Raw genomic sequence first — 24,903 nt, forward strand, 5'->3', positions numbered from 1 at the left:
GTTCAGGACTCGGCGCGCCCGTTGATCGCGTCGGTGCGGGCGAGCAGGGCGGTGGCCTCCTCCAGGGAGAGGCCACCGCCTTCGGCGTAGGCGGCCTCGAAGGCCTCGTCCCCGAGGACGGACCGGGCGAGTGCCGTGGCCTGCTCCAGGTTCTCCCGCTCGGGCGGCGAGAGCAGATGGCCCTCGGGGAGCAGGCCCCGGTGGGCGCCGAGGAGCCGGGCGCCGATCGTCGCGTCGTGGCCGCCGGGGCCGCCGTGGCCACCGGGGCCGCCGAGACCGGCGAGGGCCCAGGCCGCGGTGACCAGATGGAGGGCCGGCATCTGGGGGGCGACCATCATCGACAGCGTGCTCAGGGACCGGTCCAGGGCCTCCCGGGCCAGGTCGAGCGCCGGGGCGTACTGCCCGTCGAGGTTGTCCAGCCAGGCCAGACCGCCGAGGGTGAACCCGGCGAAGATCGACAGGGTGTCGGAGCTGAAGTCCTCCAGGAGACCGGTCAGTTGCTGCCGGGCCTCGGCTGTACGACCGGTGCGGCCGAGCAGCATCGCCAGGAACAGCCGGGCCGCGAGCACCGGCTCGTGTCCGCGGTTCTCCCCGGCTTCCAGGACCTCACGGAGGATCACCTCCGCCTCCTCCTCATGGCCGGTCACGGCGAGCATGTCCGCGTAGCGGGCGCGCAGCAGGGCCTTCTGGGTCTGGGCGCCGATCCGCTCGGCGTAGCCGATGGCCGCGGCGAAATCCTCCGCCGCGCCCTCGTACCGGCGCTGCCGCTCGCGGGCCTCGCCGCGTGAGGAGAGCGCCTCGGCCGCGCCCCACGCGTCGTCGAGGCGGACGAAGATCTTCAGGCTCTCCTCGGCGTCGGCGGCCGCCTCGGCCGCCAGGTCGGACCGGTTGGCCAGCAGGTTGGCGCGCGTCTGGAGGGCGTTGGCGAGCTCCCATTCGTACCCGAAGGCGCGGCACGCCTCGACGGTGGCGTCGAGGACCTCCCGCATCCGGCCCCCTTCGCCGATGAGGAGGACGGCGAAGACGGCGAAGGAGCCGGGCATCCGGCAGGTCTGGGGGAGCCCGGGCCGGTAGACGGCGGTGATGCGGCGCAGCCGCTCCGAGCCTTCGGGGCTGGTCCACCCGCCCGTCTCGTAGTCCATGTTGAGCAGCTCGATCAGCCGCACCCCGCGTCTGGCCTCCCAGAGCTGCTCCTCGCTCAGCGGTGGCGGAGTGGCGGTGCAGGGCTCGTGGAGCGGTACGGCGGGGACGGCGGGCGGCGCGAACGGGTCGGGCCCGAGCGCGGCGACCTCCTCGGCCCAGTGCAGGGCGTCGGCGCGCAGGTCGCGCAGCTGCCAGTACCAGATGAGGCAGTGGACGAGCACGAGCGCCTCATGCTCGTCCCGTACGGCGACGGCGCGGCGCAGCGCGGTGCGCAGGTTCTCGTACTCGGTCCGGAACCAGGTCACGGCGCGGCGCTGGCCGCCGCTGCGGAGTTCGGGATCGGTACGGCGGGCGAGTTCGCGGTAGTGGACGAGGTGGCGCCGTTCGATCTCCGCGCGCTCCCCCGCCTGGTCGAGCCGCTCGCCGGCGTACTCGGCGACGGTCTCCAGGAGCCGGTAGCGCATCGTCCCGTCGTCGGCGGGCGCGGCGACGACCAGCGACTTGTCGACGAGCGAGCCGAGCACGTCGAGGGTCTCCACGTGCGGCGCGGCGGGCTCGGAGGCCTCGCCGGCCGGTCCTACGGGTGCCGTGCAGACGGCCTCCGCCGCCTCCAGGCCGCAGCCGCCGGTGAAGGCGGACAGGCGGCGCAGAACGGCCCGTTCGGACGCGTCGAGCAGATCCCAGGACCAGTCGACCACCGCGCGGAGGGTCTGCTGGCGGGGCAGGACGGTGCGGGCTCCCGAGGTGAGGAGACGAAAGCGGTTGTCGAGGCGGTCGGCGATCTGGCGCGGTGTCAGGAGCCGTAGCCGCGCGGCCGCGAGCTCGATCGCGAGCGGGAGGCCGTCGAGGCGCCGGCAGATCTCCGCACACGCCTCGGGATCGTCACCGGGGTCGAAGCCGGGGCGGGCCGCGGCGCCGCGCTCGCCGAGCAGCCGCAGCGCGCTCCCGGGCGGCAGCGGCTCCACCGGGCGCAGGAACTCGCCGGGGACACCGAGCGGTTCGCGGCTCGTGGCGAGGACGGTCACGCCGGGGCACCGGGCGAGGAGCGACTCGGCCAGGGCGGCGGCCGCGTCCACGACGTGTTCGCAGTTGTCCAGGATGAGCAGGAGGCGGCGCGCGGCGCAGTGCTCGACGAGGCGTCCGAGCGGGGTGTCGGTGCCGCGCAGCTCCTCCGCGCCCGCGCCCCGCAGCACGGTCTCGCGCGCCCCGACGGCGCCGAGCACGGCCTCGGCGACGGCCTCGGGGTCGGTGACGGGCGCGAGTTCGGCGAGCCAGACGCCGTCGGGCCACGCCCCGGCCCCGGCGGCGCGCTCGGCCCCCTCCTGCGAGAGCCGGGTCTTCCCGGCCCCACCGGGACCGAGCAGCGTGACGAGCCGGCTCCCGTGCAGGTCGTCGCGGAGCTGGGCGATGTCCTGACCGCGCCCGACGAAACTGGTGAGCCGCGCCCGAAGGTTCCCGGGCCGGGGCGGCCCGATGCTACGCCCCGGGTCCGCGAGGCCCTCCGCGTCCCGCCCTGCGCCCGGGGCGTGGGCCGAGCCGGGGGCCGCCGCCCCCCAAGCTCCCCCGCGCCCCACAGGCCCACCAAGACCGCCGGGGGCAAAGTGCGCCGGGCGGGGGCCTCCCGGGGTCACGGATCCGCCGGGCCCCGCGGGGGCGGCGGGGGCGGCGTCCTGCGCCGGGCCGGGGGTTGCCGGGGCGACGGAGCCGTCTGCGGGAGCAGCGGGGCCGCCGTTGGCGTCCTGCGCCGGGCCGGGGGGTGCCGGGGCGACGGCTCCGCCCGCGTCGGCGGGGGCGTCCTGCGCCTGGCCAGTGGCCGCCGGGGCGACGGATCCGCCCGCGTCGGCGGGAGCGGCGGGGCCGCCGTTGGCGGCCTGCGCCGGGCCGGGGGCTGCCGGGGGGACGGATCCGTCCGCGCTGGCGGGAGCGGCGGTGGCGTCCTGCGCCGGGCCGGGGGTAACCGGGGCGACGGGCGCGTCCGCGGAAGCGGCGGGGGCGCCGTCGGCGGCCTGCGCCGGGCCGGGCGTCATCGGGGCGACGGAGCCGTCCGGCCCCGAAGGCCGGGCGGCGACACCGGCGCCGCCCGCAGGGCCGATGGCCGCGCGGGCGACGGGCCCATCCGCGGTAGCGGCGGGGGCGCCGTTGGCGTCCTGCGCCGGGCCGGTGGCCGCCGGGGGCACCGATCCGTCCGCGCCCCCGGGACCGGCGGGGCCGGGCGTGGCGGCCTGCGCCGGGGCGGCGGAGCCCCCGTGCCCCGCAGGGCCGGCAGAAGCGGCGTTGGCGGCTTGTGCCGAAGCGGTCGCGGCCGAGGGGCGAGTCACACCCCGCCCCGCAGCCCCGGCAGGGGTGCCGGTGCCTGGCAGGTCGTCCCGCGAGCCGGGGCCGTTCCCGGGCCGGGCGAGCGGCTCGTGGGGTGTCCGCCCCTGGCCCGGGCCCGGCGGCCCGGTCTCCGGCGACAGCAGCTCCGCGTGGAGCGCGCGCAGGGGCGGGGACGGGGTCGTGCCCAGGCGGTCTGCCAGGTCGCGGCGGACGGCGTCGTAGGCGGCGAGGGCCTCCGCCGCGCGGCCCGTGTCGCGCAACGCGCGGATGCGCAGGGCCTGGAGGGGTTCGTCGAGCGGGTGCGCCTCGCAGAGGGCGAACAGTTCGGGCAGGACCGACGCGCCGTCACCGAGCGCGAGGGCCGCGTCGAAGCGGGCGCGGCGGGTGTCGAGGCGGCGGGTCTCCCAGCGGGCCGCCTCCGCCGTACGGTCGGGCAGGTCGGCGAGCGCGGGCCCCCGCCACAGGCCGAGCGCCTCGTCGAGCAGCTCCGCCGCCCGCCCCGGGTCGCCCGCGCCCAACGCCCGTACGCCCTCGCCCGCCAGCCGTTCGAAGCGCTGCGCGTCCACGTCCTCGGGGCCGGCCGCCAGCCGGTAGCCGCCCGGGGACGACTCCACGGCTTCCCGCCCGAGCGCCCGACGCAACCGGCCCACCAGGGCCTGGAGCGCGGCGCCGGCGTCGGCCGGCGGGTCCCCGGCCCAGACCTCGTCGACGAGGACGGAGACCGGCACCGTCCGCCCGGCCCGCAGGGCCAGAACGGTCAGCAGCGCCCGCAGACGGGCCCCGCCGAGGGCGACGGGGGCGCCGTGGGCGGTGTGGGCCTGGGTCGGACCGAGGACGGAATAACGCACAGGCCCTATTCTCCGTGAGCCGGGGATCATCGCAGGAACTCACCCCCGCCCCGGCACGTTTCCCGCAGACACCCCGCCGCGCCCCAGGGAGTCCCACCGATGACCACGGCCACCGCCCGCAGCCATGAGCGCAGGATCAGCCCGGTCTTCCTGGCGATCCTCGCCGTCATGGCGGTCACCGGCTGGGCCGTGTGGACCGGCTTCGCCTCCTCCGCCGGCCTGGCGATCTTCCTCTTCGTGACCTCGGCGTGGATCGTGTCGCTCTGTCTGCACGAGTACGCGCACGCCCGCACCGCGCTGCACAGCGGGGACATCACGGTCGGCGCGAAGGGGTATCTCACCCTCAATCCGCTCGCCTACACCCACGCCGTGCTGAGCATCATCCTGCCGGTGCTCTTCGTGATCATGGGCGGAATCGGTCTGCCGGGCGGCGCGGTCTTCATCGAGCAGGGGCGGATCCGGGGGCGCTGGAAGCACAGCCTCATCTCGGCGGCGGGCCCGGTGGCGAACGTCCTGTTCGCGATCGTCTGTACGGCGCCGTTCTGGCTGGACGCGCTGGAGGGCGTCCCGCTCGCGTTCCAGTACGCGCTCGCGTTCCTGGCGTTCCTCCAGGTGACGGCCGCGCTGCTGAACTTCCTGCCGGTGCCGGGCCTGGACGGCTACGGGGTGATCGAGCCCTGGCTGTCGTACAAGATCAAGCGGCAGATCGAGCCGTACGCGCCGTACGGCTTCTTCATCGTGATCGCGCTGCTCTTCGTCCCGGCGGTCAACGGCGCGTTCTTCGACGCTATCGACGCGCTGATGCGGGCGCTCGGCGTGCCCGAGGAATCCCGCTACTGCGGCTCGAACCTCTACCGCATCTGGCAGGAGACGCCGGACCTCTGCGAGGTCTAGGGCCGCGGCCCCGGCCTGCGCTACCCACCGTGCGGCCCAGGGTGACGGACACGAGGAACTCCGCCCGCCACAGCTCACTACGGCGGGGGGAAGCCGGCCGGATCAGGGCTGCCCCGGGGGCTAGGCCGTCTCGGAGGCGGGGCGGGCGGCCTCGGTCCTCGCGCGGCGGATGTAGTACCAGGCCATGTTCGAGGAGAGGCCGGCGAGCAGGACCCAGACGATCCCCAGCCACATACCCGCGGCGAAGGAGACGACGGCCGCGACGACGGCGAGAGCGCAGACGGCGAGGGCGTACAGAGCGAGGCGGGGCATGGGGGTCGGCTCCTGTCCGGGTACGGCTGATGGTGCCCGTCCAGTGTCCCCCATGCCCGGGCCCGCCCGGGCACGCGGTCAGACGTCGGTGACCCGGAGCCCCGCGTGGGCCTTGTAGCGGCGGTTGACCGAGATCAGGTTGGCGACGAGCGACTCGACCTGGTGGGCGTTGCGCAGCCGGCCCGCGAAGACGCCGCGCATGCCGGGGATGCGGCCGGCGAGCGCCTGGACGATCTCGACGTCGGCGCGCTCATCGCCGAGGACCATCACGTCCGTGTCGATCTCGTCGATCGAGGGGTCCTGGAGCAGGACGGCGGAGAGGTGGTGGAAGGCGGCGGTCACCCGGGCCCCGGGCAGCAGAGCGGCGGCCTGCTCGGCGGCGGAGCCCTCCTCGGGCTTGAGGGCGTAGGCGCCCTTCTTGTCGAAACCGAGCGGGTTGACGCAGTCGACGACGAGCTTGCCCGTGAGTTCGTCGCGCAGCGACTCCAGCGTCTTGGCGTGCCCGTCCCACGGAACGGCGACGATCACGATGTCGCTGCGGCGGGCGCACTCGGCGTTGTCGGCGCCCTCGACGCCGAGACCGAGCTCGTCGGCGGCGGTCCGGGCGCGCTCGGCGGCACGGGAGCCGATGATCACCTTCTGGCCGGCCTTGGCGAGGCGGTAGGCGAGGCCGCGGCCCTGGTCGCCGGTGCCGCCGAGGACGCCGACGACGAGGCCGGACACCTCGGGGAGGTCCCAGGGGTCCTTGGGGGCGGGCTTGCTGTCAGTCGTAGTCATGGCCTCGACATTACTGGCCGGTCAGCCCATCCGTTTCCCGTCGGGCGGGTTTTCCCGTACGGGTGGAACCCACGGCAACCGCCCTCCGCGCGCGGCCCGGCTGCGGCAGGATGCGGCCCCATGGATGCCGTACGCGTCGCGTTGCTGCGGGAAGTGCTCGCCGGGACGGAGTGGCCGGCCGCGGCCCGCCGGTTCGCGGGCTCGCTCCGCTCCTCGGTCGTACCGCACGGGGGCGGGCTGCTCCTGGTGGGGACGGAGGGGTACGAGCCCTGGCATCTGGCGGCCCATCTGGTGGACGAGGCTGCCTGGTCGGGCAGGCCCGAGCTGACGCCGACGCTCGTACGGCACCGGGTGCGGCCGGGCGATCCGGCGCACCTGGCCGTGGGCCTCGGCCGGCTGGAGTCGGCGCGGCGCGGGGCGACGCTGCTGATGGTGGCGCCGGAGCGGCCCCCCACGGGGCTCCTGGAGCGCGTCCACGACGCGCGCAGGGCGGGGGCGACGGTGCTCTCGCTCGACGGCGGCGATCCGGAGGTCCAGGGCCTCGCGCACGAGACGCTGACGGTGGGGGAGGGCGCGGAGGTCGACCTGGACACCGTCCAGCACCTGGTGAGCGCGGCGGCCGGCGAGAACAGCCTGCCCTCCCCGCGCGGGCGGCGCCGCCTCCGGGACCGCCTCTCCCTCCTGGCGGACCACCTGACGTCTCCGCCACCGACACGCTGGTAGCCCACGGCAACCGGTTCCGGTAACGCCCGGGCACGCTGGTAGCCCGCGGCAACCGGTCGCGGCCAGTCCGCGGTCACCACATTCCGGAACTCCCGGCGCCATCGCGCCCTCCGCCTTCCGCGGTCGCCCCCCTGCCTGCGCCCCGTAATTCGGTTGCCGGGCGCCTCGTGGCGGTCGGAGCATGGCACCTCGTGACCTCGAAGCTCTCCGCCGTACTGCCCGATCTCGCGCCCTGGCGCTCCTCGCGCGACTTCCGGCTCCTCTGGGTCCAGGGGCTCGTCGCCTTCTTCTCCAGCGCCGTGGCGATGATCGCGCTGCCGTTGCAGATCAAGGATCTGACCGGCTCCCCGCTCGCCGTCGGCGCGATGGGCGCGGTCGAGCTGGTCCCCCTGGTCGTCTTCGGGCTCTACGGCGGCGCGCTCGCCGACGCCGTCGACCGCCGCAAGGTCCTCGTCGCCACCGAGTCCGGGCTCGCGCTGCTCGCCCTGCTGCTGCTCCTCAACTCCCTGCTGCCCGAGCCGATGCTCTGGCCGCTGTACGTCGTCGCCGCCGGCGTCTCCGCGCTCGCCGGTCTCCAGCGCCCCGCCCTGGACTCCCTGCTCGCCCGGATCGTGCCGCACGACCAGCAGACCGCCGCCGCGGCGCTCAACTCGCTGCGCTGGCAGATGGGCACCATCGCGGGCCCCGCGCTCGCCGGCCTGCTCGTGGCGTACGCGGGGCACGCCCCCGCCTACGCCGTGACGATCGCCGGTTTCCTCGCCTCCGTACTGCTGTGTCTACGGCTCTCCCCCGCGCCGCCCGCGCACGACGCCGACAAGCCGTCCCTGCGCGGCATCGTGGAGGGCGCGCGCTACGCCTGGTCGCGGCCGGTGCTCCTCGGGACGTACGCGATCGATCTGGCCGCGATGTTCTTCGCGTTCCCGAACACGATCTTCCCGTTCCTGGCGGACGAGCTGGACGCCGACTGGTCACTGGGTCTGATGTACGCGGCGGGCTCGGTCGGCTCGCTCGTCCTCGGTCTGACCAGCGGCTGGACCTCGCGGATCCGCCGGCACGGATGGCTGGTCGTGTGCGGGGCCACGGCGTGGGGGCTCGCGATCGCCGCGGCCGGCTGGTTCTCGAACATCTGGCTGGTGCTGCTCTGCCTGGCCTTCGCGGGCGCGGGTGACATGGCGAGCGGTCTGGGCCGCGCCACGATCTGGAACCAGACGATTCCGGAGGAGCTGCGTGGCCGGCTCGCCGGGATCGAGGTGCTCTCCTACAGCGTCGGCCCGCAGCTGGGCCAGGTCCGGGCGGGCGCCATGGCGGGCTGGACGGGGACGCGGGCCGCGATCTGGTCCGGCGGCGTCGCGTGCGTGGCCTCGGTGGGACTGCTCTGCCTCGCCCTGCCGAAGCTCCTGCGGTACGACTCCGAGACGGACGAGGACGCGCTGCGCCACAGGGCCGCGCAGGCGGAGCGGGAGGCCCGCGAGGCGCCGGCGGGCGGGGCGCGGGACGCACGGGAGGCCGGGACCGGGGCCCCGGCCTCCTGACGGGCAGAAGTCCGACGTGCGGTGACGGCGGGATCTAGTCCGGGGTCTCGTCCGCCTTCGGCGCGTCGTGCCACTTCGGGTCCGTCTCCCACTGCTCGTTGCGGTCCCGCGCGGTCTCCATCGCGTGGGACGCCTCCTCACGTGTGGCGTACGGTCCGAAACGGTTCTTCGACGGGCACTCCGGCCCCTCCTCGACCTTCTTGTGCTCCAGGCAGTAGTACCACTCGCCCGGTTTGCCCACCGTGCGCTTCTTGAACAGGGCCATCGTCGGCTCCTTCCTCTGAGGCCATGCTGCCCCAGACGCGGTCGTTAGACTCGCTGACATGTCTGGCCAGTCGCTGCTCGTACCGGGGGAGCTCTCCCCCCACCGCTCCGTTCCGGGAGCCATCCGTCGTCCCGAGTACGTCGGGAAGCCCGCGCCCACCCCGTACACGGGGCCCGAGGTGCAGGATTCCGACACCGTCGAGCGGATGCGGATCGCCGGCCGCATCGCCGCGCAGGCGATGGAGGAGGCCGCCAAGCACATCGCTCCGGGTGTCACCACGGACGAGCTGGACCGGGTCGCCCACGAGTTCATGTGCGACCACGGGGCGTACCCCTCCACCCTCGGCTACCGCGGTTTCCCGAAGTCGCTCTGCTCCTCGGTCAACGAGGTCATCTGCCACGGAATCCCCGACTCGACCGTCCTCAACGACGGCGACATCGTGAACCTGGACGTCACGGCGTACATCAACGGGGTCCACGGCGACAACAACGCCACCTACCTGTGCGGTGACGTGGACGAGGAGTCCCGGCTGCTCGTCGAGCGCACCCGCGAGTCCCTGAACCGGGCCATCAAGGCGGTCAAGCCGGGCCGGCAGATCAACATCATCGGCCGGGTCATCGAGTCGTACGCCAAGCGGTTCGGCTACGGCGTCGTGCGCGACTTCACCGGGCACGGCATCAACTCGTCCTTCCATTCCGGTCTGATCATCCCCCACTACGACTCCCCGCACGCCACCACGGTCATCCAGCCCGGCATGACGTTCACCATCGAGCCGATGCTGACGCTGGGCACGCACGAGTACGACATGTGGGACGACGGCTGGACGGTCGTGACCAAGGACCGGAAGCGGACGGCACAGTTCGAGCACACGCTCGTCGTGACGGACAGCGGGGCCGAGATCCTTACGTTGCCCTGAGCCGCTCCCGGGGTAGTTGTTTACCGACAGGACGTCGGGAACCAGTTGACTTAGGTATGCCTAAGTAGCAGTATCTCAGCAGGTTCCCGTCCCCATCGGCTCCGGAGGCACGCCTTGGACACGCCTTTCTCGACGCTCATCCGCACGGCCTCTCACGAGCAGCACACCGAGGCCGAGACGTCGACCTTCATGAGCGACCTCCTCGGTGGCCGGCTCGCGGTGGACGCCTACACGCGGTACACGGAGCAGCTGTGGTTCGTGTACCGCGCGCTGGAGGAGGGCGCCGAGGCGCTGAAGGACGACCCGGTCGCCGGGCCGTTCATACAGCCGGAGCTGTTCCGCACCGCCGCCCTGGAGCAGGACCTCGCCCATCTGCGGGGCCCGGACTGGCGCGAGGGGCTCTCCCCGCTGCCCGCCACGGCCGCCTACGCGGCGCGCGTGGCGGAGTGCGCGCGGGAGTGGCCCGCCGGCTATGTGGCGCACCACTACACGCGCTACCTCGGTGACCTCTCCGGCGGCCAGATCATCCGCGACAAGGCGGAGCGGACCTGGGGCTTCGCACGCAAGGGCGACGGTGTCCGCTTCTACGTGTTCGAGGAGATCGCGAACCCGGCGGCCTTCAAGCGGGGGTACCGGGAGCTGCTCGACGGGGTGAACGCCGACGATCTGGAGAAGCAGCGGATCATCGACGAGTGCAAGCGCGCGTTCGACTTCAACGGCGCGGTGTTCCGGGAGCTGGGAAGCGAGTTCCCGCTGACCGCCGCGTGACCGCCTAGCGGGCGAGGATCCGCTCCAGGCGGACCCGTCCGCCCAGTTCGATCACACCGTCCGGGCCGGGGGCCGTCAGTATCTGCGACCCCCGGCCCTGCGTGATGTTCAGGGCCCGGCCGAGCCGGTCCGTGAGCAGCAGGGCCGCCGCGCCCGTCGCCTCGTCCTCGTCGATGCCGTCACCGCGGCCGGGGAACCCCCGGGCCCGGATGCGCCCGGCGGCCTCGTCCTCCCAGGCCCAGGCGTAGATCCACTCCCCCGGCTCGGGCACGTCCAGCGCGTCGACCTCGGCGGCGGAGCCGTACCGCCGCAAGGTCCGCGGCGGGGCCCACTCGGCGCGGGCCTCTATCCACGTGAACTCCCCGTCGCCGCGGACCCACACCTCACCGGCGGGCGGGCGGACGACCTCCAGGTCGAGCAGCCAGGCCGACCCGACCAGGGGATGACCGGCGAACGGCAGCCGCACACCGGGTGTGTATATGTCGACGATCCCGCGCTCCGGGTCGTCCACGAACACGGTCTCGCTGAACCCGAGCTCCTTGGCGAGCGCCTGCCGGGACGCCTCGTCGGGATACGCGCGCCCGTCCCGTACGACGCCCAGGGCGTTGCCGTACCGGCCGTCGCCGGAGCAGAAGACGCGCAGGACGTCGATGTCAGTCGCGCTGGTCGTCGCGGTCGCGGTCACGTTCATGGCGGAATTCAAGCATCCAGGCGTCCCACTCCGCCGGTCCACCGGGAATCGGCCAGGCACGCGTGCGGGCCTCCTCGTACGGGATCACCGCGGCGTAGTCGTCGAGGCCGCGCAGGAACGCCGCGCGCTGCCGCTCGGGTTCGGGACCGCGGAACGCGCGCGTCCGGACCTCCTCCTCCTGCTCGGAGAGCGCCGCGAACCGCTCGGCCAGCGTTTCGTCGTCCTCCGCGGCAGCCAGGACGACCGCATGCGGCGCACGGTCCTCGGCGAGGGCCGCGACGGCCCGATCGTGCCCGTCGAGGAGCAGCCAGCCGTCGAGGGCGGTGACCCACCACAGCAGTACGGGGGCGAGAGTGCCGTCCCTGGCCTGCTTGCGGTACGCCTTGACGCGAGGAGCGTCCGCGGCGGACAGGCTCCGCGACGGGACGACGCCGTTCCAGCCGTCCTTGCCCCAGTCCAGGTGTCCGTACGGCCCCTCCGTGACGAAGTCCTCGCCCCAGACGTACGGCGGGAACACGTCACGCGTGCCGACCGTCCACCGCCCCGGATACAGGGGCCCGTGCTCGGAGGCTGCCAGCCGATCGGCGTACCGGCTCTGCCAGTCGGGCAGCAGCCGGGACTCGTCGGCCCGGATCGGCGGAAGGGGCGAGCGGTACCCGGCGCGGCGGTGGAGTCGGACCCCGCCCCGGTCCTCGTCGACGCGGGCGAGCAGGAGGGGCCGTCCCGACTGGCGCAGCAGCGCCCTGCGGCCGTCCGTCATCTCCCAGCGCAGTGCGGGCGGTTCGGCCGGCCCCTCCACGCGGTACACCGGCCCGAAGGGGCTCTCCCGGAACAGTCGCATGCCCGCACGCTAACCGGACACGCACGGGACGGCGCTGGTGTCGACGGGCCAACGCCCCGCGCACCGCCGTTTCCGGGGGTGCGGCCCCATCTAGCGCCCTCGGCGGCGCGGTGGTCCTCGCGGCCGGCGACCTGGCGGCCCGTACGCTCGCGGCGCCCGCCGAACTCCCCCTGGGCGTCCTGACCGCCCTCTTCGGCAGCCCGTTCTTCTTCTGGCTGGTGCGCAGGACCCGTCGCAAGCAAGGTGGCTGGGCATGACGCCCGTACTGATCCGCGGTCTCCTCCCCCGTCGAACGCGTGAGCTGCCCGCTCCTCCCCGAGCGGGCGAGATCGTCGCCGAGGCCCGGGGGCTTCCGGTCGGGCTCGGCAAGCCGCGAGGTGCTCGGCGGGGTGGACACCGTCGTACGCGCCGGTGAGGTGCTGGCCCTGGTCGGGCCCAACGGGGCGGGGAAGTCCACCCTGTTGGCGGCCTTTGCGGCCGATCTCGCGCCCGCGGCCGGCGAGATGCGGATCCGCGGCCGGTCAGCCGCCGGCTGGCCGGCGCCCGTTCTCCGCGCTGTCCGGCGGCGAGCGGGCCCGCGTGGCCCTAACCCGGGTGCTCGCCCAGCGCACTGCGCTGCTGCTGCTCGACGAGCCGACGGCGGCGCTCGACCTGCGCCATCAGGAACTGGTGCTGCGCGTCTGCCGGGAGCGTGCCGCGGCCGGAGTCGCGGTCGTCGTCGTGCTGCACGACCTCGGACTCGCGGCCGCGCACGCGGACCGGGTCGGGGTGCTGCACGCCGGCCGGATCGCCGCCGACGGGCCGCCGGCCGAGGTCTTCGAGGAGGAGCTGCTGAGCCGGGTGTACCGGCAGGCGGTGGAGGTCCTCCCGCACCCGGGGACGGGGGTTCCGCTGGTCGTCCCGCGCCGCACGGCACGCGGTACCGGCGCCACCGCAGCGAGGATCGCGGACACTTCGGGCACGTGACCGTAGGTGCCTGCCCCCCACGGACCCGACGGTCCTTCAGGTCACGGTGTGGGCGCACTGTCCCCTCCCGGCGCTCGCGCTGTTCGCGGCCCCGGTAGGGTCGGGTCCGTCCGTGCCGGTGAAGATGCAGAAGGCGACCGATGAGAAGGCTGAGGCAACCGTCGAGGGCGTTCCTTGCGACGACGGCGGCGACCGTGCTGGCGCTGACGGCGAGTGGCTGCGTGACGGTGCACGGCGAGCGGGAGCTGATCCCGGCGGCGACGAAGACCGAGGCCGAGCAGGCCCTCAAGGACTTCACCGACGCCTACAACAAGGCCGACAAGGCGCACGACCCGAAGCTCGACTCGGACCGGGTCACCGGAGCGCTCGGGGCGATCAACCAGGCCGGTCTGAAGTCCCGTTCGGTCACCGCCCCCGGGGGCAACCCGCAGCATCAGCCGCTCGAGCTGACGGACGCGACGTTCTTCCTTCCCAAGAAGGCGGGCTGGCCACGCTGGTTCGTGGCTGACACCGACTCCAACCGGGACGCCGACGACGGCCGGGGCGACAACCGCTGGCTCCTGGTCTTCGTGCGCAACGGCGCCGACGAGCTGTGGGAGGTCGCCTATCTGGCGATCCTGACCCCGGACGAGATCCCGGCGTTCAAGACCGAGGGCGGGTTCGCCGTCCCGGTGCCGGCGGACTCCACGGGCCTCGCGGTCGCGCCCAAGGATCTGGGACGGAGCTACGTCTCGTTCCTCGGCGGCGGGGAGCGGGGCCAGTTCGCCGCCGGTCCGCACACCACGCAGTGGCGTGAGGAGCGGGAGAAGGGCGCGAAGCGGGTGGGGCTCGCGACGCAGTACGTCGACCAGGTCACGGACGCCGGGGACTTCGCACCGCTGGCTCTCGCGACGGAGGACGGCGGGGCGCTGGTCTTCTTCGCGACGCGCTACTTCGAGCAGCAGACGGCGGCCAAGGGGTACCGGCCGAAGGTCGACCCCGATGTGAAGGCGCTGATGACGGGTGAGGTGAAGAACACCGTCACCAAGGAGTGGGTGTCGAGCCAGACCGTGCTGGTGAAGCCGGCGGGCACGGACGCGGACGGGGTCACGGTCGCGGGCCGGCTCCAGGGCGTCACGGGCGCGAAGGGCTCGTAGCCGGACCGGTGCAGCGGAACGGCTCGTCGCCGGGCTCGTTCAGCGGCGGCCGAGCGGCCAGGCCACCTCGTGTCCGGTGTGCTGGTCCCCCTGCGCGGCCGCGTGCCGGGCGCAGGCGTCCGTCAGGGTCTCCAGGAGGTTCAGCGGGTCGGGCAGAGGGTGCTCGGGGCCGCGGACCCAGCTGACCGCGGGCCGCTCCTCCTCGTCACCGATGAGCCGGGCCGGCGGTACGAGGACGTAGCTGCCACGACAGTGCCAGCGGAGCCCCGGGTGCTCGTCCATGGTCTCCGGATGGCAGTCCAGCTCGCAGGGCCACCACTCGTCCTCGTCCTCGGGGGTGCCGCGGGTGGCGGTGAAGAAGAGCATCCGGCCGCCGTCGCCCGCGCTCTCGGCGGACTCGGCGACCGGTCCGACCTCCACACCCTGGTCGAGGAGCCGTGCCAGGGCAGCCCGGCCGGCTTCCAGGGGGACGTCGAGGACGTCGTGGACCATGCCGGTGGCCGTGATGAAGTTCGCCTCGGGCTCGTTCCTGGCCCAGCGCTCGATCTGCGCGCGGTCGGTGGTCGACTGCGTCTGCCAGGCGAAGGAGACGGGGTGCCGGGCGGGCGTGGGACAGCCGATGCGCTCGCAGGAACAGCGGTAGCCGACGGGGTACGCGGCGGGGGCGAGGGGCAGTCCGGCGGCGGCGGTGGCCAGGAGCAGGTCCTCGCGGCGGGACTCGTCCTCGGCCGCGGTGCGTTTGGGCCGCCTGCGCAGCCACTGCGGGAGCCTGCTCTCCGTGCCGCGGTAGCGGCCGATACCGTCGCCCATCTATCCCCTCACACCTGTCCTCGCCCGTTCGGCTCTGCCCATCGTCGCATCTTCCGGTGCTCCAGGTGACCGGAGTCCCCAACCGGGGTACGTAACGGGGTTACGCCCTGGGCGCGAGCCCGCGCAGCGCGTAGTCGACGAGGGTGTCGGCGTAGGCGTGGGTGAGGGGCAGGGTGCGGTGGAGCCAGCGGTGGTTCAGGGGGCCGACGAGGAGTTCGAGGGCGATGCGCGGGTCGACGCCGGGGTCGATGTCACCGGCGGCCTGGGCGGCCTCGATGCGGCGTACGTAGTACTGGAGCTGGGGTTCCAGGAGTTTCTCGACGAACTGGGCGCCGAGCTCGGGGTTGACGATGCCCTCGGCGGCCAGGGCGCGGGAGGGGGCGTCGTAGGTGGGGTTGTTCAGCTCGTCGACCGTGGCGCGGAGCACGAACTTCAGGTCGGCGGCGAGGTCGCCGGTGTCGGGGATCTCACTGTCGGCGTCGCCCCCCAGCGCCTCGTTGGCCTGAGCGGCGAGGTCGAGGAAGGCCTCGAGGAGGACGGCGGCCTTGGAGGGCCACCAGCGGTAGATCGTCTGCTTGCCGACCCCGGCGCGGGCGGCGATGCCCTCGATGGTCGTCCTGGCGTAGCCGGTCTCGGAGACGAGGGCGAGGGCGGCCTCGTAGATGGCGCGGCGGGAGCGCTCGCTGCGACGGGTGGCGTCGGGGCTCTTGCCGGCCGGGCTCTTGGTGTCGGGCATGGCACCAATCTAGCAGCAGGCGAGACGGTGCGTCTCGCCTACCTCTCGTACCCGGTCCGGACGTTCGGTGAACCACCCGAACGGTCCACTGCGCGGAGCCGGTCGAGGGCGGACCATGGGCTCCGTCAGACGACTGTTCTTCCGTCCGTGAGGAGCCCTCTTTGCGCCAGACCCCGCGCGAGGCCTCGCCCCGCCGTTATCTGATGTGCCCACCCACGCACTTCGAGGTGACGTACTCCATCAACCCCTGGATGGACCCCACCAAGCCGGTGGACCTGCCGCTCGCCCTCGCCCAGTGGGAGGACCTGACGGCCAAGTACCGCGCGCTCGGTCACACCGTCGAGCTGCTCGACCCGGTCCCGGGCCTGCCCGACATGGTCTTCACCGCGAACGGCGCGACCGTGGTCGACGGCCGCGTGCTGGGGGCGAGGTTCGCCCATCCTCAGCGTACGGAGGAGGAGGCGGCGCACCTGGACTGGTTCCGCGGAAACGGTTACGCGGAGGTCCGCGTGCCGGAACACGTGAACGAGGGCGAGGGCGACTTCGCCGTGACCTCGTCCTGGATCCTGGCCGGCCGGGGCTTCCGCTCGACCCCGCTCTCCCACCTGGAGGCGCAGGAGTTCTTCGGGCGCCCGCTCATCGGCCTGGAGCTGGTGGACCCGCGCTACTACCACCTGGACACGGCGCTGTGCGTGCTCGACCCGGCGCGCGACGAGATCATGTACTACCCCGGCGCCTTCTCCCCCGGCAGCCGGGCCGTGCTGTCCCGGCTCTTCCCCGACGCCCTGCTCGCGACGGAGCAGGACGCGGCGACGCTGGGCCTGAACGCGGTGAGCGACGGCCGCCATGTGCTGCTGCCCCAGGCGGCGGTGGACCTCTTCGAACCGCTCCGTGACCGTGGCTTCGAGCCGGTGGGCATGGACCTGTCGGAGCTGCTCAAGGGCGGCGGCAGCGTGAAGTGCTGCACCCAGGAGCTGCGCCCCCGCCTGGGGTGAGTCCCGGGGCGGCCCCTCCCCGCCGGGCCCTACTCCGAGGGCTCCGGGGGCCAGGGGTCGCCCCACTCCGCGTCCCGCGCGGCCTTGTACAGCGCCCCGTGCCGCTTGCTGACCGTCTCGCGCGCCAGGCCGGTCTCCTCGGGGCCGCAGAGGTCCAGCAGGACCTGGCCCTTGCGGATCTGGGGCTTGCGGATGACCCGGGAGGCCGCAGGCAGGACGGGGAACCGGGTCGCCGCCACGTAGGCGAACTTCTCGTCCTCGTACGGCAGCGAGCCGCCCTTCACCTGCCGGTGCAGCGACGATCTGCTCACCCGGGCCGCGAAGTGGCACCAGTCCTTGCCCGGCTCGATCGGGCAGGCCCCGCTGTGCGGGCACGGCGCGGCCACGGTGAAGCCCGCCTCCACGAGGAGGGAGCGCGCCTCGATGATCCGCTCGTAGCCGTCGGGGGTGCCGGGCTCGACGATCACGACGGCCTGCGCCACCCGCGCGGCCTCGGTCACGACCGCGCGGCGGTCGGCCTCGGTCAGCTCCTTGAGGACGTAGCTGACCGTCACCAGGTCCGCCGTGTCGAGCCGCAGCGCCCCGCTGATGCGGTCCCGGCGCCACTCCGCGTGGAAGACCCCGTCCGCCAGCTCCTTGCCGAGGGCGAGCGCGGGCTCGGCCCAGTCGAGCACGGTCGTGCGGGCGGCGCCGTCCCAGGCCTCCGCGACCGCCCAGCTCGCCGCTCCGGTGCCGCCGCCGACGTCGGTGTGTGTGGCCGGCTCCCACGAGGGGGCCGCGTCCCGCAGGGCGTCGAGTGCCGCCCGTACCGCCTCGAACGTCGCCGGCATCCGGTACGCGGCGTAGGCCGCGACGTCGGAGCGGTCGCGCAGCACGGGGGCGTCGGTCGGGGTGGTCCCCCGGTAGTTGGCGATCAGCCGGTCGACGGCCTGGGTCGCCTGGCGCGGCGGGAGCCCGTCGAGGAGTCCGGCGAGCGCGGCGCGCAGCTCGTCGCCGGAGGCTGTGCGCAGGCTGCCGCGCGAGGCGGCACCGGAGGCGTCACCTGCGGCGGTGTCACCGGAGGGAAGGGAGGCGGAGGCGTTCACCTCCACATTTTAGGCGGCCGGCTGGGGGCGCCACGGCCGGCACAGGCCCAGGAAGCAGGCAAGCGCCCCAGCCGCACAGACCAGCTGCACCACGGCCATCGGCACAGCCGTGGCCTCGCCCGCGATGCCGACCAGCGGGGAGGCGATCGCCCCGATCAGGAAGGACGAGGTGCCGAGCAGCGCGGAGGCGGAGCCCGCCGCGTGCGGCGTGCGCATCAGCGCCTGCGCGTTGGTGTTGGGCATCGCCAGACCCATCGCCGACATCAGGACGAAGAGCCCGGCGGCCACCGGCGCGAGCCCCGGCTCCCCGAAGACCCCGCTCGTCATGAGCAGCAGCGCCACCGAGGCGAGCAGGATCACGCAGAGTCCCCAGCCCAGCGCCTTGTCGAGGCTGACCCGGCCGACGAGCAGTTTGCCGTTGATCTGCCCGACGGCGACGAGGCCGACGGAGTTGAGGCCGAAGAGGAGGCTGAAGGTCTGCGGGGAGGCGCCGTAGATCTCCTGGACCACGAAGGGCGAGGCGCTGATGTAGGCGAAGAGCGCGGCGAAGGCGAGCCCGCCGGCCAGCATGTAGCCGGTGAAGACCCGGTCGGCGAGCAGCCCGCGCATGGTGCGCAGCGCCTCCCCGACACCGCCCTCGTGACGCCGCTCCGGCGGCAGCGTCTCCCCCAGCCACTTCCAGACCACCAGGGTCAGGAGGACACCGATGGCGGCGAGCACGTGGAAGACGCCCCGCCAGTCGGTGATCCGCAGGATCTGGCCGCCGATGAGCGGGGCGATGATCGGGGCGACGCCGGAGATCAGCATCAGGGTGGAGAAGAACCGGGCCATCGCGACGCCGTCGTACAGATCACGGACCACGGCCCGGGCGATCACGATGCCGGCCGCGCCCGCAAGGCCCTGGAGCAGCCGGAAGCCGATGAGCAGTTCGACCGTGGGGGCGAAGGCACAGACCGCGGTGGCGGCGACGTACACGATCATGCCGATGAGCAGCGGTCTGCGGCGGCCCCATCGGTCGCTCATCGGGCCGACGACGAGCTGGCCGAGCGCCATGCCGGCGAGGCAGGCGGTCAGGGTCAGCTGGACCGTCGCCGCGGGCGAGCGCAGCATCTCGGTGACCTCCGGCAGCGCCGGCAGGTACATGTCCATGGAGAGCGGCGGGAGGGCGGTGAGACCGCCGAGGACGAGCGTGACGAGCAGGCTCGCGCGCCGTGCGGGGGCGGCGGGGCCGGCGGATATGTGTCCTTGCGATCCCTGTTTCGTGGGCTGGCCGCTCTCCGGCATCGACTGCTCCCTTTCGTTGAAACTTTCCCTATGCTCTCAGCTCGTCGGAACGGACCGGGACGTCGTGGGGTGGGGCACATGGGGAAGACCGTGCGGTGGGGCGTGCTGGCGACGGGCGGGATCGCGGCGAAGTTCGCCGGCGACCTGCTCGCGGCGGACGACGCGGAGGTGGTGGCCGTGGCCTCCCGTACGGAGGCGTCGGCGCGGGCCTTCGCCGACCGGTTCGGGATACCGAAGGCGTACGGGTCGTGGGCCGCGCTCGTCGCCGATCCGGACGTCGACGTGGTGTACGTGGCGACCCCGCACCACGCGCACCGGGAAGCCGCCGGGCTCGCCCTGGAGGCGGGCAAGGCGGTCCTCTGCGAGAAGGCTCTCACCCTGAACGCGCGGGAGGCCGAGGAGTTGGCCGCCCTCGCCCGGGACCGTGGTCTCTTCCTGATGGAGGCCATGTGGATGTACTGCAATCCGCTGGTCCGGCAGCTGGCGGAGCTGGTCCGGGACGGTGCGATCGGCGAGGTCAGGACCGTCCAGGCGGACTTCGGGCTCGCGGGCCCGTTCGCCGCCGACCACCGGCTGCGCGACCCGGCCGTCGGCGGCGGGGCGCTTCTGGACCTCGGGGTCTATCCGGTCTCCTTCGCGCATCTGCTGCTCGGTGAGCCCGGCTCGGTCCAGGCTCATGCGCTGCTCTCGCCCGAGGGCGTGGACCTGAACACGGGGATGCTCCTCGGCTGGTCCTCGGGGGCCTCGGCCCTGCTGTCCTGCTCGCTCGTGGCGGACACCCCGATGACCGCCTCCGTGACGGGGTCGGCGGGCCGGATCGACGTCCCGGCCGGCTTCTTCTTCCCGGACCGCTTCACGCTGCGCCGCCACGGCCGGGAGCCGGAGGAGTTCGTCCTGGACGGCGACCGGCAGTCGCTGCTGCCGGAGGCGGCCGAGGTGGCGCGCTGTCTGCGGGCGGGGCTGACGGAGTCCCCGCTCGTACCGCTGGAGGGCTCCCTCGCGGTGATGCGGACGCTCGACGCGGTACGGGACCGCATCGGCGTCCGCTATCCCCAGGAGCTGTCGGTCACGCCGGTGTGAGACCGGGGTTGCCCGCCTCCGTGACGAACGACCCGGCCGTCGTGACCGGGGCGCCGGGGGTCGTCACCGCCGACACCGTACGGAAGTCGGCGCGGGCGCTGTCCCGGCCGAGCGCGACCGTCACATAGCCGCGCCGCCCGTTGTAGAACTTCAGGTGCGGATTGGCGGTGGTGAGGTTGTCGTAGTTGGCGGGCCGGTCGGCGCCGTCCTTGCCGCTGGCGATGGAGGTGGCGACGATCTCGGTCCCGAGGGTGCGCGAGGCCGGGTCACGGTGGTCGGCCTTGATGTCGAGGCCGTAGCCGACGTGGACGTCGCCGGTGAGCACCATCAGGTTCTCGATGCCGGCCGCCGCCGCGCCGTCCAGGATCCGCTGCCGGGAGGCCGGGTAGCCGTCCCAGGAGTCCATGGAGAGCTTGAAGGCGTCGGTCGGGACGTCGCGCCGCTCGGCGAAGACGACCTGCTGCGGGACGACGTTCCACAGGGCGCGCGAGTCACGCCAGCCGTCGAGCAGCCAGCGCTCCTGCGTGGCTCCGGTCATGGTGCGGCTCGGGTCCTCGGACTCGGGCCCGGGGACCCGCCAGCCGTCGCCGTACGCCTGGTTGGAGCGGTACTGGCGGGTGTCGAGGATGTCGAACTGGGCGAGCCGGCCGAAGCGGAGGCGGCGGTAGAGCCGCATGTCCGGGCCCTCGGGCCGCTGGACCCTCCTGAGCGGCTGGTTCTCCCAGTACGCACGGTAGGCGGCGGCCCTGCGGAGCAGGAACTCCTCCGGCGGCACGTCGTTCTCGGGGACGTCGCCCGCGTAGTTGTTCTCGGTCTCGTGGTCGTCCCAGGTGACGACGAAGGGGTGCGCGGCGTGGGCCGCCCGCAGGTCGGGGTCGGACTTGTAGAGGGCGTACCGCAGCCGGTAGTCCTCCAGGGTGATCGTCTCCCGGTTGAAGTGCGCGGGCAGGCGCCGGTCGGTGTAGGCGCGGGCGCCGCCGGTGGCGTTGACGGCGTACTCGTAGAGGTAGTCGCCGAGGTGGAAGACGACGTCGAGGTCCTCCTGGGCGAGGTGGCCGTAGGCGGTGAAGTAGCCGTCGTGGTACGCCTGGCAGGAGACGGCGGCGATCTTGAGCTCGGATATGCGCGCGCCGGGGGCGGGCGCGGTCCGGGTGCGGCCGACGGGGCTGGTCCAGTCGCCGGCGCGGAACCGGTAGAAGTACACACGATCCTGGTCGAGGTGGTCGATCTCGACATGGACGCTGTGCTGGAACTCGGGGTGGGCGGTGACCTTGCCCCGCCTGACGGTCCGGCCGAAGCGCTCGTCGTGGGCGAGCTCCCAGTGGACGGCCACCCGTTCGCGGGGCAGTCCGCCGTCGGGCTCGAAGGGGCGCGGCGCGAGCCGGGTCCAGAGGACGACCGAGCCCGGCAGCGGGTCGCCGGATGCCACCCCCAGGGTGAACGGGTCCTCGGTGATGCGGCGGGGGTTCAGCTCGGCGGCGCTCGCCGCGCCGGCGGCCGGCAGCTGGACCGCGAAGGCGAGCGCGGCGGCGGCGCCCGCGGTGGTGAGGAAGCCGCGGCGCCCGAAGTGCCGCACGGCGGCGCGGAGTTCGTCGGTATGGCTGGACGCGGGTGTCTGTGCGTACGTCATATGCCCCTCCCCTGACGGATGTTGTCCGTCAGGCATTGGAGTGGCGCGGGACGACCCTGGGTTGTCGGGTACAGAACATCCGCGTGTCGGACAGATGAGTTCCCTGTGCACCGATCTCACGTACGCTGCGCGCCCATGAGCACTGAGTCGCGCATCGCAGTGGTGACGGGAGCGGGATCGGGCATCGGCCGGGGCGTGGCCCGGGCCCTGGCCGAGGCGGGCTGGTCGGTGGCGCTGGCGGGCCGCCGGCGCGAGCCCCTGGAGGAGACGGCGGCGTCCGTCCCGTCGTCCGACGTCCTGTGCGTCCCGACGGACGTGACCTCGCCGGAGGCGGTGACGGCCCTCTTCGACGCGGTACGGGACCGGTGGGGCCGGGTCGACCTGCTCTTCAACAACGCGGGGACGTTCGCGGGCGGCGGGACCCCGGTCGAGGACCTCGCCCACGAGACCTGGCGCTCGGTCGTGGACGTGAACCTGACGGGCTCGTTCCTGTGCGCCCAGGCGGCGTTCCGGACGATGAAGGAGCAGTCCCCGCAGGGCGGCCGGATCATCAACAACGGCTCGATCTCGGCGCATGTGCCGCGCCCGCACTCGATCGCGTACACGGCGACCAAGCACGCGATGACGGGCCTGACGAAGTCGCTGTCGCTCGACGGGCGGCCGTACCGGATCGCGTGCGGTCAGATCGACATCGGGAACGCGGCGACGGAGATGACGGCGCGGATGCAGTCGGGGATCCTGCAGGCGAACGGGCAGCTGGCGGCGGAGCCGGTGATGGACGCGGCGGACGTGGCGGCGACCGTGGTGCACATGGCGGGCCTGCCGCTGGAGGCGAACGTGCAGTTCGCGACGGTGATGGCGACGGCGATGCCGTACATCGGGCGAGGGTAGGGGCCCTCGGAGGGCCCCCGCCCTCCGGGGCTACGCCTGGCCGGTTTCGAAGCGGCTGACCTTCCCGTCCTGCACCTGGAACCTCCAGGCCGTCCGCATCTCACCCCAGGTGTCGTTGCGGTAGCGGGCGACGAGGGCGCGCCCGCCGTCCTTCTCGGACTCGACCTCGATGTGGCCGCGCGAGGAGAAGATCTCCTTGTCGGTCCACTCGTCGACGTTCCGGTCGGAACCGTCGTCGGACATGGTGGCGCCAGGAGTGAGGACCGCGAAGAAGGCGTCGCGGTCATTGGCGTTGAGGGCCGTGACGAAGGCGCGCACGGCCGGGTCGCTGAGTCTGTCCACGGGAATCGTCATGGCCCTACCCGTACACCGCCCCGCCCCGTTCCCCACGGACCCGGGCCGCACGTGTGGCGCGGCTCAGCGCACGGACTCGGCCACCTGGACGAGCAGGGCCGCGGCCTCGTTCCCGGGCAGGACGCGTTCGAGGACGAGCTCGCCGGTCATCCCGGGGAAGAACCGGCCGGCCGGCCAGCTCCGCTCGTACGGGGGCGGGTCGAGGACCACGAGCCGTACGCCGTCGACGACCGGGATCTCGGAGGGGTTGCCCTCGTTCCATATCCACTCGCCGTCGGCGCCGACGAGGTTGAAGGAGCCGGTGGTCGAGGTCATCCCGGGCTGGTCCCGGCACATGGCGACGGCCTGCGGGGAGGGCGCCGTACCGGGCAGGTGTCCGCCGCCGATCAGGGCGTCGGCGAGGAGGGTGTGCAGCTGGAAGTTGTCGCCGATCCCGGATACGCGTACGGCGAATCCGGCACCGGACTGCCGGTCGAGCACGACGAGCGGCTCGTCGTCCAGCACGTCCAGGGCGTAGGCGAGGCACTTGAACGGGTCCCCCGACGCCTCCCGGACGCGCTCCACGACCGCCCGCAGCTCCGCCTTGCCGCCGCTCTCGTGCCGTACCGCCTTCGCGTTGAGCATCGCGACGCAGGCCATCTCCCACTGCGGAAGCGACTCCCAGCCGACGACGGCCTCGAAGCCGACCCGCTCGACGTGGGCCTCCGTCAGGTCGCCGTCCTCGTGACCCGGCAGGTCGCCGCCGCCGGTGGCCGCCCACCGCTCGCAGAACACCTCGGCTGCCTCGAACGCCTCACGCGCCCCCGCGAACACGGCGGGAGCGCAGGCGACGGCGTCGGCCCCGCGCTCCACGCACGCCCCGACCATCACCGCGGTCACGGCGCGCGGCCCCGGGGGCACCTCGGCGAGGAACGCCGCGAGCCGCGGCCCGGCCTCCAGCAGCTCCGCGTCGCCGGCCCGCCCGAAGGCCCGGTGCAGACCACCGAAGGCACGCTCGGCGGCAGCACCGTCCTGCGCCCGTACGGCGGTCTCGAACTCACTCACGGCGGCCTGGAGCCGCGCACGCCCGAATATCACGCGCGTACCCTACCGACCGCGCTGAACTGGCAGTCTTCTGCACCATGAGCGACCCGTGGAACACCATCGACCGTCTCGCCTCCTGGATCTCCGCGCACCACACGCTCCCTCCGGAACAGGACGTCCTGCTGCGGGTCCTGAAGCTTTCGGAGGAGGTCGGCGAGGTGGCGCAGGCCGTCATCGGCGCGACGGGACAGAACCCGCGCAAGGGCGCCTCGCACACCTGGCAGGACGTCGAGTCCGAGCTGTGCGACGTGATCATCACGGCGATGGTCGCGCTGCGCACGCTGACTCCGGATGCCGCCGAGGTCTTCGCGGGGCACGTGCGGCGGGTGGCGGAGCGCTCCCTGACGGAGTGACGGAGCGGTGGCGGGCCCGCCCTCCGCCCGGGAGGAAGCCCAGGTCAGGGGGGGTGGAGGCAGACGAGCTGGGCTGTACGCCGGGTTCTGTTCCCCGGGACCTCGCGGTCGTCGGGGTGACGGCCATCCATCTAGGGCCGGCGTTGCCGCCGGCCTCGTGCGGTCTACCCGCGAACTCGGGCGGGCAGCCCTCGATCGTCCGCGCAGAGTCGTCCGAGGACGACCCCTCTTGACCTTGCTCCGGGTGGGGTTTACCTAGCCGCCTGAGTCACCTCAGGCGCTGGTGGTCTCTTACACCACCGTTTCACCCTTACCGAGGACCGAGGTCCCCGGCGGTCTGTTTTCTGTGGCACTGTCCCGCGGGTCACCCCGGGTGGCCGTTAGCCACCACCCTGCCCTGTGGAGCCCGGACGTTCCTCGGGAGGATCCGAGGATCCCCACGCGGCCGCCCGCCCGGCTCGTCTGCCGTGCCGA

At 73.5% G+C, this 24,903-nt stretch carries 23 protein-coding genes, 1 other RNA gene and 2 pseudogenes; 12 read left to right on the forward strand and 14 right to left on the reverse strand.

Translation table 11 applies throughout. The annotated features are described in order from the left end of the window. Positions 1-2: 2 nt before the first annotated feature. A complete protein-coding gene (locus tag ACFY8U_RS23180) occupies positions 3-4,307 on the reverse strand; it encodes a BTAD domain-containing putative transcriptional regulator (protein WP_389573043.1) in 4,305 nt (1,434 codons plus the stop codon). A 99-nt stretch (positions 4,308-4,406) separates the two neighbouring features. Between ACFY8U_RS23180 and ACFY8U_RS23185 the strand changes: the two genes are divergently transcribed. Then, positions 4,407-5,201, forward strand: coding sequence for a site-2 protease family protein (locus ACFY8U_RS23185; RefSeq protein WP_389573046.1), 795 nt, complete (start codon positions 4,407-4,409; stop codon positions 5,199-5,201). Between the two features lie 120 nt (positions 5,202-5,321). Here the strand turns inward: ACFY8U_RS23185 and ACFY8U_RS23190 are convergent, their stop codons facing one another. After that, the gene (locus ACFY8U_RS23190) at positions 5,322-5,567 is read right to left on the reverse strand and encodes a hypothetical protein (protein WP_389573049.1); all 246 of its coding nucleotides are present in this window, start codon (positions 5,565-5,567) and stop codon (positions 5,322-5,324) included. Positions 5,568-5,591: 24 nt separating this feature from the next. Continuing rightward, entirely contained in the window at positions 5,592-6,290 is a 699-nt protein-coding gene (gene npdG / locus ACFY8U_RS23195; RefSeq protein WP_389573052.1) for an NADPH-dependent F420 reductase, read from the reverse strand. 120 nt (positions 6,291-6,410) lie between these two features. On the opposite strand from npdG, the gene ACFY8U_RS23200 reads away from it, so the two are divergent. Both ACFY8U_RS23200 and ACFY8U_RS23205 read left to right on the forward strand, forming a co-directional pair. After that, positions 6,411-7,013 carry a hypothetical protein gene (locus tag ACFY8U_RS23200; protein WP_389573055.1) on the forward strand — a complete coding sequence of 201 codons (603 nt, stop codon included), beginning with the start codon at positions 6,411-6,413 and terminating at the stop codon, positions 7,011-7,013. Between the two features lie 191 nt (positions 7,014-7,204). Then, positions 7,205-8,545: an MFS transporter gene (locus ACFY8U_RS23205; protein ID WP_389573058.1), complete on the forward strand. Its 1,341-nt coding sequence runs from the start codon at positions 7,205-7,207 to the stop codon at positions 8,543-8,545. Positions 8,546-8,579: 34 nt separating this feature from the next. Here the strand turns inward: ACFY8U_RS23205 and ACFY8U_RS23210 are convergent, their stop codons facing one another. Then, positions 8,580-8,810: a hypothetical protein gene (locus ACFY8U_RS23210; RefSeq protein ID WP_361763265.1), complete on the reverse strand. Its 231-nt coding sequence runs from the start codon at positions 8,808-8,810 to the stop codon at positions 8,580-8,582. A 58-nt stretch (positions 8,811-8,868) separates the two neighbouring features. Between ACFY8U_RS23210 and map the strand changes: the two genes are divergently transcribed. Together map and ACFY8U_RS23220 are read left to right on the forward strand one after the other, a co-directional pair. Then, positions 8,869-9,726 (forward strand): type I methionyl aminopeptidase, encoded by an 858-nt coding sequence (gene map / locus ACFY8U_RS23215; protein WP_361433441.1) that lies wholly within the window; start codon positions 8,869-8,871, stop codon positions 9,724-9,726. A gap of 114 nt (positions 9,727-9,840) precedes the next feature. Further along, positions 9,841-10,494, forward strand: a complete 654-nt coding sequence (locus ACFY8U_RS23220) for a biliverdin-producing heme oxygenase (RefSeq protein ID WP_361593482.1) — start codon at positions 9,841-9,843, stop codon at positions 10,492-10,494. Positions 10,495-10,498: 4 nt separating this feature from the next. On the opposite strand, the gene ACFY8U_RS23225 is transcribed toward ACFY8U_RS23220, so the two are convergent. Together ACFY8U_RS23225 and ACFY8U_RS23230 are read right to left on the reverse strand one after the other, a co-directional pair. Then, positions 10,499-11,185, reverse strand: coding sequence for a PhzF family phenazine biosynthesis protein (locus ACFY8U_RS23225; protein WP_389573062.1), 687 nt, complete (start codon positions 11,183-11,185; stop codon positions 10,499-10,501). Next, the gene (locus ACFY8U_RS23230) at positions 11,148-12,026 is read right to left on the reverse strand and encodes a hypothetical protein (RefSeq protein ID WP_389573065.1); all 879 of its coding nucleotides are present in this window, start codon (positions 12,024-12,026) and stop codon (positions 11,148-11,150) included. Before ACFY8U_RS23230 ends, ACFY8U_RS23225 begins: the two co-directional genes overlap by 38 nt. Before the next feature lie 86 nt (positions 12,027-12,112). Here ACFY8U_RS23230 and ACFY8U_RS23235 point away from each other — a divergent pair. The 3 genes and pseudogenes from ACFY8U_RS23235 to ACFY8U_RS23245 form a co-directional block, all read left to right on the forward strand. Beyond that, positions 12,113-12,283 (forward strand): annotated as a pseudogene (locus tag ACFY8U_RS23235) (iron chelate uptake ABC transporter family permease subunit); the annotation flags it as partial. Then, a pseudogene (locus tag ACFY8U_RS23240) lies at positions 12,280-12,992 on the forward strand (ATP-binding cassette domain-containing protein). The pseudogenes ACFY8U_RS23235 and ACFY8U_RS23240, both read left to right, overlap by 4 nt. Before the next feature lie 140 nt (positions 12,993-13,132). Beyond that, positions 13,133-14,128: a hypothetical protein gene (locus tag ACFY8U_RS23245; RefSeq protein WP_389573069.1), complete on the forward strand. Its 996-nt coding sequence runs from the start codon at positions 13,133-13,135 to the stop codon at positions 14,126-14,128. A 39-nt stretch (positions 14,129-14,167) separates the two neighbouring features. On the opposite strand, the gene ACFY8U_RS23250 is transcribed toward ACFY8U_RS23245, so the two are convergent. Then, positions 14,168-14,938 carry a bifunctional DNA primase/polymerase gene (locus tag ACFY8U_RS23250; protein WP_389573072.1) on the reverse strand — a complete coding sequence of 257 codons (771 nt, stop codon included), beginning with the start codon at positions 14,936-14,938 and terminating at the stop codon, positions 14,168-14,170. 100 nt (positions 14,939-15,038) lie between these two features. Beyond that, positions 15,039-15,674, reverse strand: a complete 636-nt coding sequence (locus ACFY8U_RS23255) for a TetR/AcrR family transcriptional regulator (RefSeq protein WP_389573074.1) — start codon at positions 15,672-15,674, stop codon at positions 15,039-15,041. Positions 15,675-15,835: 161 nt separating this feature from the next. On the opposite strand from ACFY8U_RS23255, the gene ddaH reads away from it, so the two are divergent. Continuing rightward, on the forward strand, positions 15,836-16,669 hold the full coding sequence (gene ddaH / locus ACFY8U_RS23260) for a dimethylargininase (RefSeq protein WP_389573076.1): 834 nt from the start codon (positions 15,836-15,838) through the stop codon (positions 16,667-16,669). Positions 16,670-16,698: 29 nt separating this feature from the next. Here the strand turns inward: ddaH and ACFY8U_RS23265 are convergent, their stop codons facing one another. Both ACFY8U_RS23265 and ACFY8U_RS23270 read right to left on the reverse strand, forming a co-directional pair. After that, on the reverse strand, positions 16,699-17,679 hold the full coding sequence (locus ACFY8U_RS23265; protein ID WP_389573291.1) for a small ribosomal subunit Rsm22 family protein: 981 nt from the start codon (positions 17,677-17,679) through the stop codon (positions 16,699-16,701). Between the two features lie 84 nt (positions 17,680-17,763). Next, positions 17,764-19,038 (reverse strand): Bcr/CflA family multidrug efflux MFS transporter, encoded by a 1,275-nt coding sequence (locus tag ACFY8U_RS23270; RefSeq protein ID WP_389573079.1) that lies wholly within the window; start codon positions 19,036-19,038, stop codon positions 17,764-17,766. Between the two features lie 78 nt (positions 19,039-19,116). On the opposite strand from ACFY8U_RS23270, the gene ACFY8U_RS23275 reads away from it, so the two are divergent. Next, positions 19,117-20,118 (forward strand): Gfo/Idh/MocA family protein, encoded by a 1,002-nt coding sequence (locus ACFY8U_RS23275; protein WP_389573081.1) that lies wholly within the window; start codon positions 19,117-19,119, stop codon positions 20,116-20,118. On the opposite strand, the gene ACFY8U_RS23280 is transcribed toward ACFY8U_RS23275, so the two are convergent. After that, positions 20,105-21,748, reverse strand: a complete 1,644-nt coding sequence (locus ACFY8U_RS23280; protein WP_389573083.1) for an alkaline phosphatase D family protein — start codon at positions 21,746-21,748, stop codon at positions 20,105-20,107. The genes ACFY8U_RS23275 and ACFY8U_RS23280 overlap by 14 nt on opposite strands. A 135-nt stretch (positions 21,749-21,883) precedes the next feature. Between ACFY8U_RS23280 and ACFY8U_RS23285 the strand changes: the two genes are divergently transcribed. After that, positions 21,884-22,639, forward strand: coding sequence for an SDR family oxidoreductase (locus ACFY8U_RS23285; protein ID WP_389573084.1), 756 nt, complete (start codon positions 21,884-21,886; stop codon positions 22,637-22,639). Positions 22,640-22,669: 30 nt separating this feature from the next. Here ACFY8U_RS23285 and ACFY8U_RS23290 read toward each other — a convergent pair whose 3' ends face one another. Next, positions 22,670-22,993, reverse strand: a complete 324-nt coding sequence (locus ACFY8U_RS23290; protein ID WP_361433471.1) for a nuclear transport factor 2 family protein — start codon at positions 22,991-22,993, stop codon at positions 22,670-22,672. A 63-nt stretch (positions 22,994-23,056) separates the two neighbouring features. Continuing rightward, the gene (locus ACFY8U_RS23295) at positions 23,057-24,070 is read right to left on the reverse strand and encodes a hypothetical protein (protein ID WP_389573086.1); all 1,014 of its coding nucleotides are present in this window, start codon (positions 24,068-24,070) and stop codon (positions 23,057-23,059) included. A gap of 44 nt (positions 24,071-24,114) precedes the next feature. Here ACFY8U_RS23295 and ACFY8U_RS23300 point away from each other — a divergent pair, with 44 nt between their 5' ends. Beyond that, entirely contained in the window at positions 24,115-24,429 is a 315-nt protein-coding gene (locus ACFY8U_RS23300) for a MazG-like family protein (RefSeq protein WP_361433476.1), read from the forward strand. Between the two features lie 60 nt (positions 24,430-24,489). Here ACFY8U_RS23300 and rnpB read toward each other — a convergent pair. Then, positions 24,490-24,890, reverse strand: an RNA gene (gene rnpB / locus ACFY8U_RS23305) — RNase P RNA component class A. Positions 24,891-24,903 lie beyond the last annotated feature (13 nt).

This window comes from Streptomyces sp. NPDC012508, from assembly GCF_042902595.1.
GTDB lineage: Bacteria > Actinomycetota > Actinomycetes > Streptomycetales > Streptomycetaceae > Streptomyces.